Below are 16,105 nucleotides of genomic sequence, written 5' to 3' on the forward strand. Positions count from 1 at the left end.
AGCATTCGCCGTGGCGTACAATCTGGATCACGATTTCGCCGATGCGGCCACGCTGCGATCGGCTGCGAAGGAGCCCCGCCATGGACCAGCAGCCCACGCTGCGCACCCTGCTCGGCCGCCGCGATCTGCATCTGCGGCTGGTCGGATCCGAGGCGGCGCTGCCTGCCGGATCCCTGGACCTCCCGCTGCGCTGGGTGCACAACTCCGACCTCACGGATCCCACCCCCTTCCTTGCCGAGGACCTCGCCCTGCTGACGACCGGAACGCAGTTCGCCGATGACGACCCCGCAGGCACCCGCGCCTACGTGCAGCGGCTCGTCGACCGCGGCGTCGTGGCGCTGGGCTTCGGGACCGAGGTGCACCGCAGCGGGATCCCGGCGGACCTCTCCACCGCCTGCGCGCAGACCGGCCTGCCGCTGTTCGAGGTTCCCTACGGCACGCCGTTCATCGCGGTCGCGCGGGCGCACTCCGAGGCCATCGCCGCCCAGGCCTACGCCCGGCGCACGTGGGCACTGGAGACCCAGCGCGCCCTGTCTGTCGCGGCGCTCCGCCCGCACGGGCTGGAGTCCACGCTCACCGAGCTGTCCCGCCGGCTCGGCTGCCGCGTCGGCATGTACGACGCCTCGGGGCAGCTCGTGCACGAGCACCCCTCGGGCGGCGCCTCGCCCGTCGTCGCCGCCGCAGCGGCGGATCTCCTCGCCCGCGGCGGCTCGGCGAACAGGGTGGTGCAGGACGGGGAGGCGGCGCACACGCTGCTCACCGTGGGGCGCGCGGGGCACCTGCGCGGGGTCGTCGCGATCGCGAGCGGAACCCTGGATCCGGAGACCCGCGCCGTGGTGACCTCCGTCATCGCGATGGCGGGGCTCTCCCTCGAGCAGAGCGAGCAGCTCGCCCGGAGCAGGCGACGACTGCACAGCCAGCTGCTCGCCTCGCTGCTCACCGACGATCCGGCCCTGGCTCGTCGGGTGCTGGGCGCGCTGCCGCCGGCGCCGGTGGTGGTCGCCGTCGCCGCAGGACCGCGTCAGGGCGCCGTCGTCGAATGGTGGGAGAGGCAGCAGGGCGACGCGGCACCGGCCGCGTTCCTCGCCGAGTCGGAGGACGGGCTCGTGATGTGCCTGAGCGTCGCGGACGCCGGAGTGCTGGACGAGATCGCCGCGCGCGCCGAGGTGCGCATCGGAGTGTCGGCGCCCGAGGAGTACAGCGGCTTCTCCCGCGCCCACGCGCAGGCGCTCACCGCGCTGCGCCGAGCCGGCGATGCGGTCACCCGCTACGCCGACAGCGCGGAGTCGAGCGTGCTCGCCGCCTTCGCGACGGACGAGGCGCGCCTGATCGCCGAGTCCCTGCTGGCACCCCTCCGCCAGCACGACGCGCAGGAGGGCGCCGAGCTGGAGCGGTCGCTGCGGGTCTGGCTCGAGCACGACACCCGCCTGGAGCCCGCGGCGGCCGCGCTCGGCGTGCACCGGCACACGCTGCGCACCCGGATCGCCCAGGCGGCGTCGATCCTCGGCGCGGATCTCGGATCCTTCCCGGCCCGCGCCGAGCTCTGGGCGGCACTGCGGACGGCCGGCGACTGAGTCGGCTGCGCGCCGACTGTGCGCTTCGCTGAGGGCGCGCCGCCCCGGCGGGAACGGCTCAGCGCGCGACGCCGTCCTCTGCGCCTCGAGCCGAGAATCGCGACGCCGGGTCGTAGCGATGGTTCCACCGCTCCTGCGCGAGCATGACATCGACCGTCTCGTCGCCCAACCGCGCACGCGCGGCCGGATCCTCGATGCACTGCGCGACGATCTCCGCCACCAGCGTCGGATCGCTCCGCAACCACCGCGCATTCCACGCGAGCACCTCACCCGCCTTCGTCGCCACCCCGAACCGCTTCGACGACGCCGACGCGTACGCCAACTCCGACCACGCGAATTCACGCCGACGTCCGACCCGTTTCGTGATCGTCACGCCGGTCCGCGACACGATGACACCGATTGAGAAGAAGGGGCGGACAGTTGCCCAAGCCCCCCCCGGGCGATCATGTAGACGAATACAGCGCCGAAGAACATGAAGTTGCGACGGTGGAAGCCGGAATAGTCGATGGTGCCCAAAGCCGAAACGAACGCGATGCCACCCGCCAGCCCGACGACGAGAAGTGAGATACCGACCCAGGAGGACCGCAGCGTCGACCGGCTCCAGATCCCGCCCTGACGGGTCAGCGCGTCGATCTTGCCGCTGTTCATCGCGCCGTCCGCCCGGCGCACCGCTTCGTCCAGCGCCGCTGCCACGAAGCTGGCCACGCCGACTACCGCCACGTGTGCGTTCCCCTGTACGAGGAAGTAGATGCCGCAGAAAACGAAGAACAGCACACCCAGCAGCGCCGCCCGACTCGACGGCCCTGTCGGCTTCTCCGGGAGCACGTCGTTGAGCACCGCCACGCCGATGTACTCATGGCGCCGCACAGAGCGTGCGTGTTCCGCGCCGGTATCGGTCGCCGAAGCACGCTTCATCTCGCGACCTCTCCCGTCATATCCATCCACCGATCAACCCACCAATCGCCGACCGCTTCGCCGAAATCGCCGACGACGATGAACCCATCGGGGCGTCCGCACCCGCTCCGCGGAGCAGGCGATCGAGCGCCGAGCAGACGACGATGGCCTTCTGCCCGTTCGCAAGGCGCCGGATATCGATGCGCATCCGATCGTCATCGCTCGGCTCGGCGGGCACGGAGACGAACGGCGGCAACGGATCTTGAGAAACGACTTCCATGCATACCCCCCGGTGCGGCCAGTCTAGGGGCGCGGGGGATCGCGTTTTCGCCCGTCCGGCGTCATGCGTCAGGGCTTGCGCGCCGCGATCATCTCCGCCGCGGTGCCGCGGAAGATCGGGCCGTGCCCGACGACGATCGAGCGCTCGGGCAGGTCGCGCAGACGCTCGAGACTCTCCGGCGTCTGCTCCGGGGCGTCACTGAACGGACCGAGCTGCACGTCGGTGGATCCGTTCAGCACGTGACGGGTGGTGAGCGCGTCGCCGACGAAGATCGCGTCGACCGCGGGGACGCGGATGGCGACGGATCCGGGCGAATGACCGGGCAGGCCGATGATCTCCGGCGCTCCGGGCAGATCCAGCACATCCCCGTCCCGCATCGTGCGCACCGCGCCGAGGTGCTTCGTGCGCATCCCGCCGCGACGCAGCGCCGCGGCGAAGAACTGCAGCGTCGGACCGAGCCGCATGGCGCCGCCCGAGGCCCCCGGCGTCTTCTCCCCCTTCGCGCGCCCCGCGTCGGCCTCGTGCACGAACGTCGGCACGTCGTACTCGGTGCGCAGCCACTCGGCGATGCCGATGTGATCGCTGTCGCCGTGGGTGAGGACGACGCCGCGGATGTCCTCGGGGCGCCGGCCCGCGGCGGCGAGCGCCTGCTGCAGGATCCGCCGGTCGCCCGGCAGGCCCGCGTCGATGAGAGTGATGCCCTCGTCGGTGACGACGGCATGCATGGCGACGATGTCGTCGCCGATCCGGATGAGTTCTGCGTTCATGATGGCTACGTTATATAGCTATGATGGCTACTGTCAATAGCCATATGATCGAAGAGCGGCAGCCGTCCCGAACTGCCGCCGCGGAGGAGGTCCCGATGCCCGCACCGCAACGCGTCACCCGCGCCGCGCTCACCACCGCCGCGCGCGCCATCGCCGAGGACGAGGGCATCGACGCCGTCACGATCAGCGCGGTCGCCGCCACGGTCGGGGTGCGCCCGCCCAGCCTGTACAAGCACGTCGGCCACCGGCACGACCTGCTGCGGCTCATCGCCGACGACGCCGCCCGGGAGCTCGACGAGGACGTGGCGGCCCTGGCCGGATCCACGACCGATCCCGCCGCCATGCTCACGGCGATCGCGCGGGCGTTCCGGGCGTTCAGCGCCCGCTCCCCGCGAGCGTCCTCGCTGCTGTTCGCGGGCGCCGCGCTGGGTACGGAGGGTGCGGAGCCGCAGTCCGAGGGCATGGTCGCGCTCACGCGCACCCTGCTGAGCGCCGTGCAGGCGACGACGCCGTCGGATCCGCTCCCCGCCGCCCGCACACTGACCGCATGGGCGCACGGCTTCTGCACCATGGAGCAGGCGGGTGCGTTCCGGCTCGGCGGCGACGTGGACGAAGCGTTCGAGTTCGGCCTGGCGACGCTCGTGGGCGCGCTGACCGCGCACCGCTGAGCGACCTCGCTCGCGCCGGGGGCGCCGCCCCTGTGGCACCGGCCGCCTACCGCGCCAGGCGCCTGCTCGCGGCCGCCTGCCCGCGGCCGGCGCACCGGCGTAGGGTGGGCGCATGGGAGGCATCGAGGATCTGGACCGTGCGGCCACCGCCGCGGCATCCGTTCCCGGCGCGGCCTCCGAGACGCTCGCCGCGGTCGGCTGGCTCTCCGCGGCGATCGACGCGGATCGCACCGCCGGCCACTTCGATCGCTGGGGCCTCGCCTCCGCGATCGACGCGCGCACCGGGGACCCCTTCCTCCCCCGGCCGCTGTTCGAGGCGCTGCACGAGCGGGCGGGACTCGAGGCGTCCTGGCCGATCGGCAACGCCGGACTGCTGCAGACCTACGGTTCCCTGCTCGCGCACGACACCGCCGACCGGAGCCGTGAGCGCTGGCTCGGCGCGGACCTCGCCACGGGGCTGGGCCTCGACGGCGCCCATTTCGTGCCCTGGGAGGGATCCCGCACGCTCCTCGACCGCGCCACGGAGGCCGCCGCCGTGCTGCTCGCCTCGGGCGGGGAGTTCTCCTGGTACTCGCTCGTGGAGGGCAGGGCCACAAGGGCCGTGCTGGGCCACGAGCACGGCGGATCCCGCGCCCTCGCCTACGCGGTGGCGCCGGGGCCCGGCACGTCGCCGCTCCTGGTCGCACTGCTCCCGGTGGCGCAGGCCGAGACCGTCCGCCGTGACCTCGACGAGGCCGCGTCCCGCCTGCGCTGGCACGCCGCCTGACCCCACCCGGCCTCCTTCGCCCGCTCCCCCTCCCCATCTCCGAGTCGTCCCCATGAGCGCACGCCAGGGCATCCCCTGGCAGGGACGACGCCAGCGTGGTGCACCGCACATTCCGGGTCGTCCCCATGAGCGCACGCCAGGGCATCCCCTGGCGGGGACGACTCGGAAGTGGGGCGGGGCTAGGCGGGGGCGTGGGCCTCGAGGAACTCGTACACGTCCGTCGTGTCGACGCCGGGGAAGGCTCCGGTCGGCAGCGTCGCCAGGAGGGTGCGCGGGGTGCGCACGTTCGGCCAGGACTGCTCGCGCCAGCGCTTCTCCAGATCGGCCGGAGCGCGCCGGCAGCACACCTCGACCGAGTGCTTCGAGACGCCGCGGTTGGGGGTGTCCCGCCCGATGAACCACTTCGTGTCGTCGAAGCGCACCCCCACGCTCACCGAGTGCAGGCCCTCGCTCGACGGCTCCACGCGGGCGGTGCACCAGTACGTCCCGTTGCCCGTGTCGGTGTACTGGTAGTACGGGTTGAACCGGTCCTCCTCCTCGAACACGACCCGGCTGGTCCACCGGCGGCAGCACATCTGTCCCTCGATGGATCCGAGCCGGTCGGTCGGGAAGTTCACGTCGTCGTTCTCGTACGCCTTCGTGATCGTGCCGGACTCGTGCACCTTGAGGAAGTGCACCGGGATGTCCAGGTGCCGGGTGGCGAGGTTCGTGAACCGGTGCGCCGCGGTCTCGTACGACACCGAGTACGCGTCGCGGAGGTCCTCGATCGAGATCGCGCGACGCTCCTTCGCATCCTTCAGCACGGGGACGAGGTGCTCCTCCGGCATCAGCAGCGCACCCGTGAGGTAGTTGGTCTCCACGCGCTGCCGCAGGAACTCGGCGTAGCTGCGCGGTTCGGAATGGCCGAGGATCCGGCTGGACAGCGCCTGCAGCACGGCCGTGCGGGCATCACCCTTGCCCGGCACGCGACTGGAGAGGTAGAGCCGCCCGTGCGCGAGATCGGCGACGCTGCGCGTGGACTGCGGCAGATCGGGCGCGTAGTGCAACGTGAAGCCGAGGTGAGCGGCGATGTCGCTCGCGCTGCGCTGCGTGAGCGGGCCGCCGGGATGGCGCACCGCCGCGAGGATCTCCGCGGCCTTCCTCTCCAGATCCGCGAAGTGGTTGTCCTGACGGCGCATGAGGTCGCGCAGCTCGACGTTCGCGCGGCGCGCCTCCTCCGGCGTCGCCGCGCGCTCGTCGCGGAGCTTGTCGATCTCGCCGTGCAGGGCGAGCAGCGCCCGCAGCGCCTCGTCGGGAACGGTCTTCGAGATCCGGAACGGCGCGATGCCGAGCGCCTGGAACGTCTGCCCCTTCATCGCGCGCTCGACCGCGATCTCCATCGCGGCGCGCTCGTCGAGGGGCTGCTCGGCGAGGATCTGATCGATCGTCGTATCGAGCGCGCGGGCGATCAGCTGCAGCTGGGTGAGCTTCGGCTCGCGCTTGCCGGTCTCGATCATGGACACCTGACTCGGCGCCCGGTCGATCGCCGTCGCGAGCTGCTCGAGCGTGAGCCCCGCCGCCGTGCGGAGCTGCCGGATGCGGCGCCCGATCGTGAGAGCGTCGACCTCTTCTGCCGTGTCTGCGGTGACCATGGCGCTGATTCTGTCACGAAAACAGAAATCCGACCAAACTTCTCCCCAGGTTTTGTCTGGTCGACTCCGGATCTTCACTCAGAGTGGTCTCAAGCCACCCCGGCTGCTTCGGCAGACTCCCGATGCCGGACCGGATCCACTCACGGAGGAGACAGATCATGACCATTCCCACCGCGTCGCCGACCGCCCCGATCCGGACCGTCGGCACCGCCGTCTCCGGCACCGAGGGTCCCGCGATCCGCATCACCGGCCCCCTGCACGACCGCTTCGGCGAGATCCTCACGCCCGCGGCCGTGGCCTTCCTCACGGAACTGCACCACCGCTTCGGCGGACGCCGGCACGACCGCCTCGCCGACCGCATGCGCCGCCGCTTCGAGATCGGCAACGGCCACGACCCGCGCTTCCGCGACGACACCTCGCACATCCGCGAGGACGCCGACTGGCGCGTCGCCGGCGCGGGCCCGGGCCTCGAGGATCGCCGCGTGGAGATCACCGGCCCGACGGACCCGAAGATGACCATCAACGCGCTGAACTCCGGCGCCAAGGTCTGGCTGGCCGACCAGGAGGACGCGACGAGCCCGACCTGGAGCAACGTGATCGGCGGGCAGCTGTCGCTGCGCGACGCGATCCGCGGCCGTCTGACCCACACGAGCGAGGACGGCAAGGAGTACCGCGTCACCGCCGAGCAGACCCCCACGATCGTGATGCGCCCGCGCGGCTGGCACCTCGTGGAGAAGCACCTCGAGTTCACCGACCGCACCGGCCGCCGCATGGACGCCTCGGGCTCGCTGGTCGACTTCGGCCTCTACTTCTTCCACAACGCGCAGGCGCTCATCGAGGCCGGCCGCGGCCCGTACTTCTACATCGCCAAGCTCGAGTCGAGCGAGGAGGCGAAGCTCTGGAACGACGTGTTCACGTTCAGCGAGGAGTACTTCGGGATCCCCCGCGGCACGATCCGCGCGACCGTCCTGATCGAGACGCTGCCCGCCGCGTTCGAGATGGAGGAGATCCTGTTCGAGCTGCGCGAGCACTGCGCGGGTCTCAACGCCGGACGCTGGGACTACATCTTCTCGATCATCAAGAACTACCGCGGCCGCGGCGCCCGCTTCGTGCTGCCCGACCGCAGCGAGGTCACGATGACGGTGCCGTTCATGCGCGCCTACACCGAGCTGCTCGTGAAGACCTGCCACAAGCGCGGCGCCTTCGCGATCGGCGGCATGAGCGCCTTCATCCCCAACCGTCGTGACCCCGAGGTGACCGCCCGGGCGATCGAGAAGGTCGCCGCGGACAAGAAGCGCGAGGCCGGTGACGGATTCGACGGCACCTGGGTCGCGCACCCCGACCTGATCCCCACGGCGCAGGCCGAGTTCGACGCCGTGCTCGGCGAGCGCCCCAACCAGCTCGACCGTCAGCGCCCCGACGTCGAGGTCCGCGCGGAGGATCTGCTGGACGTGCACATCGGCCGTCCGATCACCGCCGAGGGCGTGCGCGACAACGTCTCAGTGGCGATCCGCTACCTCGAGGCCTGGCTGCGCGGGATCGGCGCCGTGGCCATCGACAACCTCATGGAGGACGCGGCGACCGCCGAGATCAGCCGCTCGCAGGTGTGGCAGTGGATCCACCAGGGGCAGTCCACGCAGGACGGCACCCTCATCACGGCCGAGTACGTCGAGGGCCTGATCGCGGAGGTGCTCGCCGCGACGCCGCGCCCTTCCGCAGGCTCCGGGACCGAGGACCGCTTCGAAGACGCCGCCGCCGTGTTCCGCGAGGTGGCGCTGCAGCCCGAGTTCCCCGCGTTCCTCACTCTGCCCGCCTACTCCCGCTTCCTCGTCGAGACCGCCTGACCGGCTCGGCACCCGACCATTCGCCCACGAACGAAGGACATCACCATGACTCGCTACCAGGACGACATCGACGCCATCCAGGCGCTGAAGGCGGCGGCCGGATCCCCGTGGAACGCCATCGACCCCGAGTCCGCCGCGCGCATGCGGGCGCAGAACCGCTTCCGCACCGGACTCGAGATCGCGCAGTACACGGCCGACATCATGCGCCGCGACATGGAGGAGTACGACGCCGACTCCTCGCTGTACACCCAGTCGCTCGGCGTCTGGCACGGCTTCATCGGGCAGCAGAAGCTCATCTCGATCAAGAAGCACCTGAAGTCGACGAACAAGCGCTACCTGTACCTCTCCGGCTGGATGGTCGCCGCGCTCCGCTCCGAGTTCGGCCCCCTCCCCGACCAGTCGATGCACGAGAAGACGGCGGTGCCCGCGCTCATCGAGGAGCTGTACACGTTCCTCCGCCAGGCGGACGCGCGCGAGCTCGACCTGCTCTTCACCCAGCTCGACGCCGCGCGCGCGGCCGGAGACGAGACCGCGGCCGAGTTCATCCAGTCCCAGATCGACGACTACGAGACCCACGTCGTCCCGATCATCGCCGACATCGACGCCGGCTTCGGCAACCCCGAGGCGACCTATCTCCTCGCCAAGAAGATGATCGAGGCGGGTGCGTGCGCGATCCAGATCGAGAACCAGGTCTCGGATGAGAAGCAGTGCGGCCACCAGGACGGCAAGGTCACCGTGCCGCACGAGGACTTCCTCGCGAAGATCAACGCGGTCCGCTACGCGTTCCTGGAACTCGGGATCGACAACGGGATCATCGTCGCCCGCACCGACTCGCTGGGCGCGGGGCTCACCCAGAAGCTCGCCGTCTCGCAGGAGCCGGGCGACCTGGGCGACCGGTACAACGCGTTCCTCGACGTCGAGGAGATCTCCGAGGCCGACCTCGGCAACGGCGACGTGGTCATCAAACGCGACGGCCGGCTGCTGCGGCCCCGCCGCCTCGCGAGCAACCTGTACCAGTTCCGTCCGGGGACCGGCGAGGAGCGCGTGGTCCTCGACTGCATCACGTCGCTGCGCAACGGCGCGGACCTGCTGTGGATCGAGACCGAGAAGCCGCACGTCGAGCAGATCGCGGGCATGGTCGACGCGATCCGCGCGGAGATCCCGAATGCGAAGCTCGTCTACAACAACAGCCCGTCGTTCAACTGGACGCTGAACTTCCGCCAGCAGGTCTACGACCTCCTGGCCGCACAGGGCGAGGACGTCTCCGGCTACGACCGCGGCGCGCTCATGAGCGTCGAGTACGACGACACCGAGCTCGCGCGCCTCGCCGATGAGAAGATCCGCACGTTCCAGCGCGACGGATCCGCGCGCGCCGGGATCTTCCACCACCTGATCACCCTGCCGACCTACCACACGGCCGCTCTGTCGACCGATGACCTCGCGAAGGGCTACTTCGGAGACGAGGGCATGCTCGCCTACGTCAAGGGCGTGCAGCGCCGGGAGATCCGCGGCGGGATCGCCACGGTCAAGCACCAGAACATGGCCGGATCCGACCTCGGCGACAACCACAAGGAGTACTTCGCCGGCGATGCGGCCCTCAAGGCGGGCGGTCAGCACAACACGATGAACCAGTTCAGCTGACGCCCCAGAGGTCGCCGAGCGCCCTTCGTCTCGCTGCGCTCGCTCAGGGACCGGCCCACCCGGTCCCTGAACGAGGAGCGCAGCGACGAGACGAAGGGCGCTCCGTCCTCGCTCAACCGTCCCGGAGAAGCATGAAAGGATCCACCGCATGACCTCCACCGCAGACCTCTACGACGAGCACGGCGACGCCCTGCAGTCCCTCGCGCTGCAGCTGCGCGACTTCGGCGGGCGCCTCGCCTTCGAGGGCCCGATCCGCACGGTGCGCTGCTTCCAGGACAACCAGCTCGTGAAGGACCTCCTCGCCACGCCGGGTGACGGAGCCGTGCTCGTGATCGACGGATCCGGATCCCTCGGCACCGCGCTCATGGGCGACCTGATCGCGGCGAGCGCCGTCGCGAACGGCTGGGCCGGCGTCGTCATCCACGGCGCGATCCGCGACAGCACGGCGATCGGCCGGCTGCCGCTGGGCGTCAAGGCCCTCGGCACGAACCCGCGCAAGAGCGCGAAGGCCGGGACCGGCCAGGTCGACGTGATGCTGCGCTTCGGCGACGTGGAGTTCTGCCCCGGCGCGGTGCTCTACGCGGACGAGGACGGCGTGCTCGTCGAGCGCTGACGCGGCCACGCAGAGCCGGCCGGGGTCCGCACCGTGCTCGGATCTAGGCCGACCGGATCCGGTTGCGGAGCTCGCCGATCCCCTCGATCGCGGTCGTGACGACATCCCCGTCCTGCAGCCAGCGCGGATCCGCCATCCCGAGCGCGACCCCGCCCGGGGTGCCCGTGAGGATGAGGTCGCCGGGCCGGAGCCGGGTGATCTGCGAGACGTAGGAGACGAGATCGGCGGCGTCGAAGACCAGTTCGCGGGTGTTCCCGTCCTGCACCGGCTCTCCGTTCACGGCGCAGGTGATGCGGAGTCCGGCCTTCGGATCCAGCTCCTCCGCGGTGACCACGAACGGGCCGATCGGCGTGGTGGCGTCGAATGCCTTGCCCTGCAGCCACTGCAGGGTGCGCTGCTGCCAGTCCCGCATCGAGATGTCGTTCGCGACCGTGTAGCCGAGGATCGCGGCCGCCGCCGTGTCACGGTCCGCGCGGTGCACCTCGGATCCGACGACGACGGCCAGCTCCGCCTCCCAGTCCAGCTTCACGGTGTCGTGCACCCGGATCTCGTCCGCCGGTCCCGTGAGCGTGTCGGCGAACTTGGCGAACAGCGTCGGGTGCTCCGGCACGGCGCGGCCGGTCTCGAGGATGTGGTCGCGGTAGTTGAGGCCGCAGCAGAACACCTTCGCGGGTCGCGGCATCGGCACGCCGAAGGCGTCTTCGGCCAGGTCCTGCCGGGTCCGCTCCCGGAGCGCGGCCTCGGCCCGCGCGCGCCAGCCCTCGCCGGCGACGAGATCCTGCGCATCGGCCTCGTCGAGCAGCACCCAGCCGTCGGCGTCGCCGGCCGCGGCACGGGTGCCGCCGTCGACGCGGACGGTCGCGAGCCGCATCAGTCCCGGTCCTCGTCGGCGACCACGGCGCCGCCGAGGTGCGCGACGCCCTGGATCTCGATCATGGCCTCCTTCTGCCACAGCCGCGTGACGCCGATCCCCGCCATCGCCGGATACTCGGTGCCCGCCATCTCGCGCCAGCGGCGGCCGATCTCCCGGCCGTGGGCCTGGTAGTCGTCGACGTCGGTGAGGTAGATCGTGACGTCCACGAGATCCGTGGGCGTGCCGCCGGCCGCCTCGAGCGTGACGAGCAGGTTCGAGAACGCCTGCACGAACTGCTCGACGATCCCCCCGGGCACGATCGCGCCGGTGCGGTCCATCGCGGTCTGCCCGCCGAGGTAGACGAACTCGCCGGCGCGCACCCCGTGCGCGAAGCCGCTCGGCGCGATGAGGGTCTCAGGGTTGATGATCTGGCGGGTCATGATTCTTGTCCTCCTGTGTGGATGCGTTATGAGGGTCTGGCCCAGGGCTCAGGGTCCGACCGGCGCGAGGGCTTCGACGGCCTCGCGCTGCGGGACCCACCGGCGGTGCTCCGGCGCGCTCTCCCCCGCGCCCTCGTCCCGGACGAGCGAGAGCCGCGGTCGCACGGCGTCGGTGCGAGCGGTCGGCGGCTTGCGCGACCCGGCGCGGAACGGCGCCACCCAGTCCGCGCCCTCCCCGCGGTAGCCCTGGTCCGCGGCCGCGTGCAGCGTCCACTGCGGATCCCAGAGGTGCGTGCGGCCGAGCGCGACGAGGTCGGCGCGGCCGGCGAGCAGGATCGAGTTCACGTCGTCGTGGCTGGACACCGCGCCCACCGCGATCACGCTCACCCCGGCCTCGGCGGCGACCCGGTTGCGGATCGCGTCGGCGAACGGCGTCTGGTAGCTGCGACCGAACTGCGGCTTCTCCTCCTTGGCGATCTGCCCGGAGGACACGTCGATCGCGTCCGCCCCGTGCGCGATGAACGCCCGGGCGATCTCGATCGCGTCCTCGAGCTCATTGCCGTCCTCGCACCAGTCCACGGCCGAGAGGCGCACGGTGAGCGGACGTTCGGCCGGCCACGCGGTGCGCATCGCATCGAACACCTCGAGCGGGTAGCGCAGGCGGTTCTCCAGGCCACCGCCGTACTCGTCCGTGCGCCGGTTGGAGACCGGCGACAGGAACGACGAGATGAGGTAGCCGTGGGCGGCGTGCAGCTCGGCGAGGTCGAACCCCGCCTCGGCCGCGCGCCGGGTCGCGGCGACGAACTCCTCGCGCACCCGGTCCATGCCGGCACGATCGATCTCCCGCGGCGCTGCGTTCGCCGGGCCGTAGGGCAGCGCGGACGGCGCGAGGGTCGCCCAGTTGCCCTCGGGCAGCGGATCGTCGATCCCCTCCCACATGAGCCTGGTGGAACCCTTGCGGCCGGAGTGGCCGAGCTGCACGCCGATCTTCGCGGTCGACTGGTCGTGCACGTAGTCCACGATCCGGCCCCACGCGTCGCGCTGCTCGTCGGTGTAGAGGCCGCCGCAGCCCGGCGTGATCCGCCCCTCGGCCGAGACGCAGACCATCTCCGTCATGACGAGACCCGCGCCGCCCGTGGCCTTGGATCCGAGGTGCACGAGGTGGAAGTCGCCGGGCACACCCTCGACCGAGGAGTACATGTCCATAGGCGACACGACGACGCGGTTCTTCAGCGCGAGCGCGCCGATCCGGTGCGGGCGGAACATGGCCGGCTCGTCCTCGGTCCGGCCCGCGAAGCCCGCACCACGCACGACGTCGGCGGCGAAAGCCGGATCCCGCAGGGCGAGGTTGTCCAGCGTGATGCGCCGGCTGCGGGTGAGAAGGTTGAAGGAGAACTGCAGCGGATCCTGATCCGCGTACTGGCCGATCCGCTCGAACCACTCGAGCGAGGCCTGCGCGGCGCGCTGGGTGGAGGCGACGACCGGGCGACGCTCGGACTCATAGGCGTCCAGCGCGTCCCCGAGCCGGTCCTGCTCGTGCAGGCATGCGGCGAGCGCGAGCGCGTCCTCCATGGCGAGCTTCGTGCCGGAGCCGATCGAGAAGTGCGCGGTGTGTGCGGCGTCGCCGAGGATCACGAGGTTCTCGTGGTGCCAGTGCTCGTTGCGCACGGTGGTGAAGTTCAGCCACTTGGAGTTGTTCGTGAGCACCTCGTGGCCGTCGAGCACGTCGGCGAAGAACCCGCGGACCTTGGTCACCGAGAAGTCGTCGCTCACCCCGGGCGGGAAGACCTCGTGCTCGGTCGCGTCGAAGCCGGCGGCGCGCCACACATCCTCGTGCATCTCGATGAGGAACGTCGAGCCCTGGTCGGAGTACGGATACCCGTGCAGCTGCATGATGCCGTGCGGGGTGTGCAGCACCGCGAACGTGAACGCCTCGAACACGCGATCCGTGCCGAGCCACATGTACTTCGACACGCGGCGGTCCAGGTCGGGTACGAAGGCCTCGGCGAACTGCCCGCGCACGCGCGAGTTCACGCCGTCCGCGGCCAGCACGAGGTCGTACTCCGCCATGAGCGCGGCGGCGTCCGGCGCCTCGGTGCGGAAGCGGATCTCGGCGCCGAGCTCGAGGCAGCGCCGCTGCAGGAGCTGGAGGAGCTCCTTGCGCCCCATCGCGGCGAAGCCCTGCCCGCCGACCGTGTGCGTGTTACCACCGAAGAGCACGTCGATGTCGGTCCAGCGAGCGAACTGCTCGCCCATCCGGGCGGCGATGACCGGATCCGCGTTCTCGATCCCGCCCAGGGTCTCGTCGCTGAACACGACGCCGAACCCGAAGGTGTCGTCGGGGGCGTTGCGCTCCCAGATCGTGACCTTGTGCGAGGGATCGAGCTGCTTCATGAGGGCGGAGAAGTAGAGTCCTCCGGGGCCCCCTCCGATCACGGCGATGCGCATGTCAGACCCCCTGGGAGACGGGCGCGGCGAGGGCGGCCTCGGCGGCGGCCCTGTCGCGCAGGATGAAGTGCTGCACCTTGCCGCTGGGATTGCGGGGCAGCTCGGCGAGATAGTCGATGCGGCGAGGGCACTTGTAGAGCGCGAGCCGCGACTTCACGAGCGCGAGGATCGAGGCGGTGAGCTCCTCCGAGACGTCGACGTGAGCGCGGGGGACGACGTAGGCGTTGACGATCGTGCCGCGATCCGGGTCGGGACGGCCGACGACCGCGACCTCGAGCACGTCGGGGTGGGCGGCGATCGCCTCCTCGACCTCCGGGGCCCCGACGTTGTACCCCGCCGTGACGATCATCGAGTCGCTGCGGGCGTAGAAGGTGAAGTAGCCGTCCTCGTCCTGCACGAACGTGTCGCCGGTGATGTTCCATCCGTCGTGCACGTACGCGGTCTGCCGCGGGTCGTCCAGGTAGCGGCAGCCCGTGGGACCGATGACGCCGAGCCGCCCCGGCTCCCCCGGACCGAGGATCCGGCCGTCGTCGTCGAGGATCGCCGCGCGGTAGCCGGGCACGGCCCGCCCGGTGGATCCGGGTCGGATGTCGTCGCCCGACGCCGAGATGAAGACGTGCAGCATCTCGGTGGATCCGATGCCGTTCACGAGCCGCACCCCGGTCGCCTCGGCGACAGCCTCGAACGTCTCCCGGGAGAGGTGCTCCCCCGCCGAGACGCCGACCCGCAGCCGGCGGAGAGCGCCGGCGAGGCCCTCCTTGAGGATCGCGCGGTAGCCGGTCGGGGCCGTGTACAGCACCGTGATCCCGAGCGGTTCGATGAGCCGCGCGAGCTCGATCGGCGTGGCCCGCTCCAGGATCACCGCGGCGCCGCCCGTGCGCAGCGGGAACACCACGGCGCCGCCGAGGCCGAACGTGAACGCGAGCGGAGCGGTGGTCGCACTGACGTCGTCCGGCGTCAGGTGCAGCACGTGCTTCGCGAAGGTGTCGGCGTTGGCGAGGATGTCGCGGTGGAAGTGCATCGTGATCTTCGGCGCACCCGTCGTGCCGCTGGTCGCGCCGAGCAGCGCCACGTCGTCGGCGGCCGTGTCGACCGCCGCGAACCGGCCGTCCTTGTCGTCGCAGGCGCGCATCAGGCGGTCCCCGTCGCCGCCGAACACCAGGAGGCCGCGCTCTGGCAGCAGCTCGCGAAGGGCGCCCTCGACGACGCCGAGGTCGCGGTGGTCGACGATCGCGGCCGAGGGGCGCACCCGCTCGAAGACGTTGCGCACCTCGCTCTCCTTCCAGGCGACCATGGTCGTGACCACGACCGCGCCGGCCTTGAGTGCACCGAGCCAGCAGGCCACGGCCCAGGGCCCGTTGAGCAGCCTCAGGGCGACGCGGTTGCCCGGCACGATGCCCAGATCCTCGGTGAGCACCTGTGCGACCTGGTTCGCACGGCGCTGCAGCTCCCCGTAGCTCCATCGCGTGCCGTCGCCGAGGACCACGGCGTCGCGGTCGGGGCCGAACGCCTCGACCGCGCGGTCGATGAGCTCGGCCGCGGCGTTCAGCCGCTCCGGGTACTGCACATCGGGGATCGTGAACTCCAGCGTCGGCCAGAGCTCGAACGGCGGCAGGGCGTCACGGGCGAAGGTGTCGACGTGGGCTGAGCGGGAAAGCTCCATTGCTGGTCCCTTCGAGATTCGAG

15 protein-coding genes are annotated in these 16,105 nt (G+C 71.1%); 6 read left to right on the forward strand and 9 right to left on the reverse strand.

Annotation, left to right across the window (positions count from 1 at the left end; genetic code table 11):
* Nucleotides 1-80: 80 nt before the first annotated feature.
* Entirely contained in the window at nucleotides 81-1,574 is a 1,494-nt protein-coding gene (locus tag ACIPY5_RS06575; protein ID WP_400968143.1) for a PucR family transcriptional regulator, read from the forward strand.
* A gap of 58 nt (nucleotides 1,575-1,632) precedes the next feature.
* Here ACIPY5_RS06575 and ACIPY5_RS06580 read toward each other — a convergent pair whose 3' ends face one another.
* From ACIPY5_RS06580 to ACIPY5_RS06595, 4 genes are all read right to left on the reverse strand, one after another.
* Entirely contained in the window at nucleotides 1,633-1,860 is a 228-nt protein-coding gene (locus ACIPY5_RS06580; protein ID WP_400968146.1) for a hypothetical protein, read from the reverse strand.
* A gap of 83 nt (nucleotides 1,861-1,943) precedes the next feature.
* On the reverse strand, nucleotides 1,944-2,489 hold the full coding sequence (locus tag ACIPY5_RS06585; RefSeq protein ID WP_400968149.1) for a hypothetical protein: 546 nt from the start codon (nucleotides 2,487-2,489) through the stop codon (nucleotides 1,944-1,946).
* A 16-nt stretch (nucleotides 2,490-2,505) separates the two neighbouring features.
* Nucleotides 2,506-2,748: a hypothetical protein gene (locus ACIPY5_RS06590; protein ID WP_400968152.1), complete on the reverse strand. Its 243-nt coding sequence runs from the start codon at nucleotides 2,746-2,748 to the stop codon at nucleotides 2,506-2,508.
* Between the two features lie 68 nt (nucleotides 2,749-2,816).
* The gene (locus ACIPY5_RS06595; protein WP_400968155.1) at nucleotides 2,817-3,515 is read right to left on the reverse strand and encodes an MBL fold metallo-hydrolase; all 699 of its coding nucleotides are present in this window, start codon (nucleotides 3,513-3,515) and stop codon (nucleotides 2,817-2,819) included.
* A 95-nt stretch (nucleotides 3,516-3,610) separates the two neighbouring features.
* Here ACIPY5_RS06595 and ACIPY5_RS06600 point away from each other — a divergent pair, with 95 nt between their 5' ends.
* Both ACIPY5_RS06600 and ACIPY5_RS06605 read left to right on the forward strand, forming a co-directional pair.
* A complete protein-coding gene (locus ACIPY5_RS06600) occupies nucleotides 3,611-4,183 on the forward strand; it encodes a TetR-like C-terminal domain-containing protein (RefSeq protein WP_400968159.1) in 573 nt (190 codons plus the stop codon).
* 112 nt (nucleotides 4,184-4,295) lie between these two features.
* The gene (locus tag ACIPY5_RS06605) at nucleotides 4,296-4,949 is read left to right on the forward strand and encodes an amino acid deaminase (protein WP_400968162.1); all 654 of its coding nucleotides are present in this window, start codon (nucleotides 4,296-4,298) and stop codon (nucleotides 4,947-4,949) included.
* Nucleotides 4,950-5,128: 179 nt separating this feature from the next.
* Here ACIPY5_RS06605 and ACIPY5_RS06610 read toward each other — a convergent pair whose 3' ends face one another.
* The gene (locus ACIPY5_RS06610) at nucleotides 5,129-6,580 is read right to left on the reverse strand and encodes a helix-turn-helix domain-containing protein (RefSeq protein WP_400968165.1); all 1,452 of its coding nucleotides are present in this window, start codon (nucleotides 6,578-6,580) and stop codon (nucleotides 5,129-5,131) included.
* 158 nt (nucleotides 6,581-6,738) lie between these two features.
* On the opposite strand from ACIPY5_RS06610, the gene aceB reads away from it, so the two are divergent.
* The 3 genes from aceB to rraA all read left to right on the forward strand — a co-directional run bounded on the left by aceB (nucleotide 6,739) and on the right by rraA (nucleotide 10,678).
* A complete protein-coding gene (gene aceB, locus ACIPY5_RS06615) occupies nucleotides 6,739-8,424 on the forward strand; it encodes a malate synthase A (protein ID WP_400968168.1) in 1,686 nt (561 codons plus the stop codon).
* Nucleotides 8,425-8,469: 45 nt separating this feature from the next.
* Nucleotides 8,470-10,065 (forward strand): isocitrate lyase, encoded by a 1,596-nt coding sequence (locus tag ACIPY5_RS06620; protein WP_400968171.1) that lies wholly within the window; start codon nucleotides 8,470-8,472, stop codon nucleotides 10,063-10,065.
* A gap of 148 nt (nucleotides 10,066-10,213) precedes the next feature.
* A complete protein-coding gene (rraA, locus tag ACIPY5_RS06625) occupies nucleotides 10,214-10,678 on the forward strand; it encodes a ribonuclease E activity regulator RraA (protein WP_400968174.1) in 465 nt (154 codons plus the stop codon).
* 43 nt (nucleotides 10,679-10,721) lie between these two features.
* Here rraA and ACIPY5_RS06630 read toward each other — a convergent pair whose 3' ends face one another.
* Genes ACIPY5_RS06630 through ACIPY5_RS06645 form a run of 4 tightly spaced genes read right to left on the reverse strand, consistent with a single transcriptional unit; the run spans nucleotide 10,722 to nucleotide 16,082 of the window.
* Nucleotides 10,722-11,549, reverse strand: a complete 828-nt coding sequence (locus ACIPY5_RS06630; RefSeq protein WP_400968177.1) for a fumarylacetoacetate hydrolase family protein — start codon at nucleotides 11,547-11,549, stop codon at nucleotides 10,722-10,724.
* A complete protein-coding gene (locus tag ACIPY5_RS06635; protein ID WP_309342825.1) occupies nucleotides 11,549-11,971 on the reverse strand; it encodes a RidA family protein in 423 nt (140 codons plus the stop codon). Before ACIPY5_RS06635 ends, ACIPY5_RS06630 begins: the two co-directional genes overlap by 1 nt.
* 48 nt (nucleotides 11,972-12,019) lie before the next feature.
* Nucleotides 12,020-14,419 (reverse strand): bifunctional salicylyl-CoA 5-hydroxylase/oxidoreductase, encoded by a 2,400-nt coding sequence (locus ACIPY5_RS06640; protein ID WP_400968181.1) that lies wholly within the window; start codon nucleotides 14,417-14,419, stop codon nucleotides 12,020-12,022.
* A 1-nt stretch (nucleotide 14,420) separates the two neighbouring features.
* Nucleotides 14,421-16,082: an AMP-binding protein gene (locus ACIPY5_RS06645; protein WP_400968184.1), complete on the reverse strand. Its 1,662-nt coding sequence runs from the start codon at nucleotides 16,080-16,082 to the stop codon at nucleotides 14,421-14,423.
* Nucleotides 16,083-16,105: the final 23 nt, after the last annotated feature.

The sequence above is a fragment of the Microbacterium sp. NPDC089698 genome, from assembly GCF_044749045.1.
GTDB lineage: Bacteria > Actinomycetota > Actinomycetes > Actinomycetales > Microbacteriaceae > Microbacterium.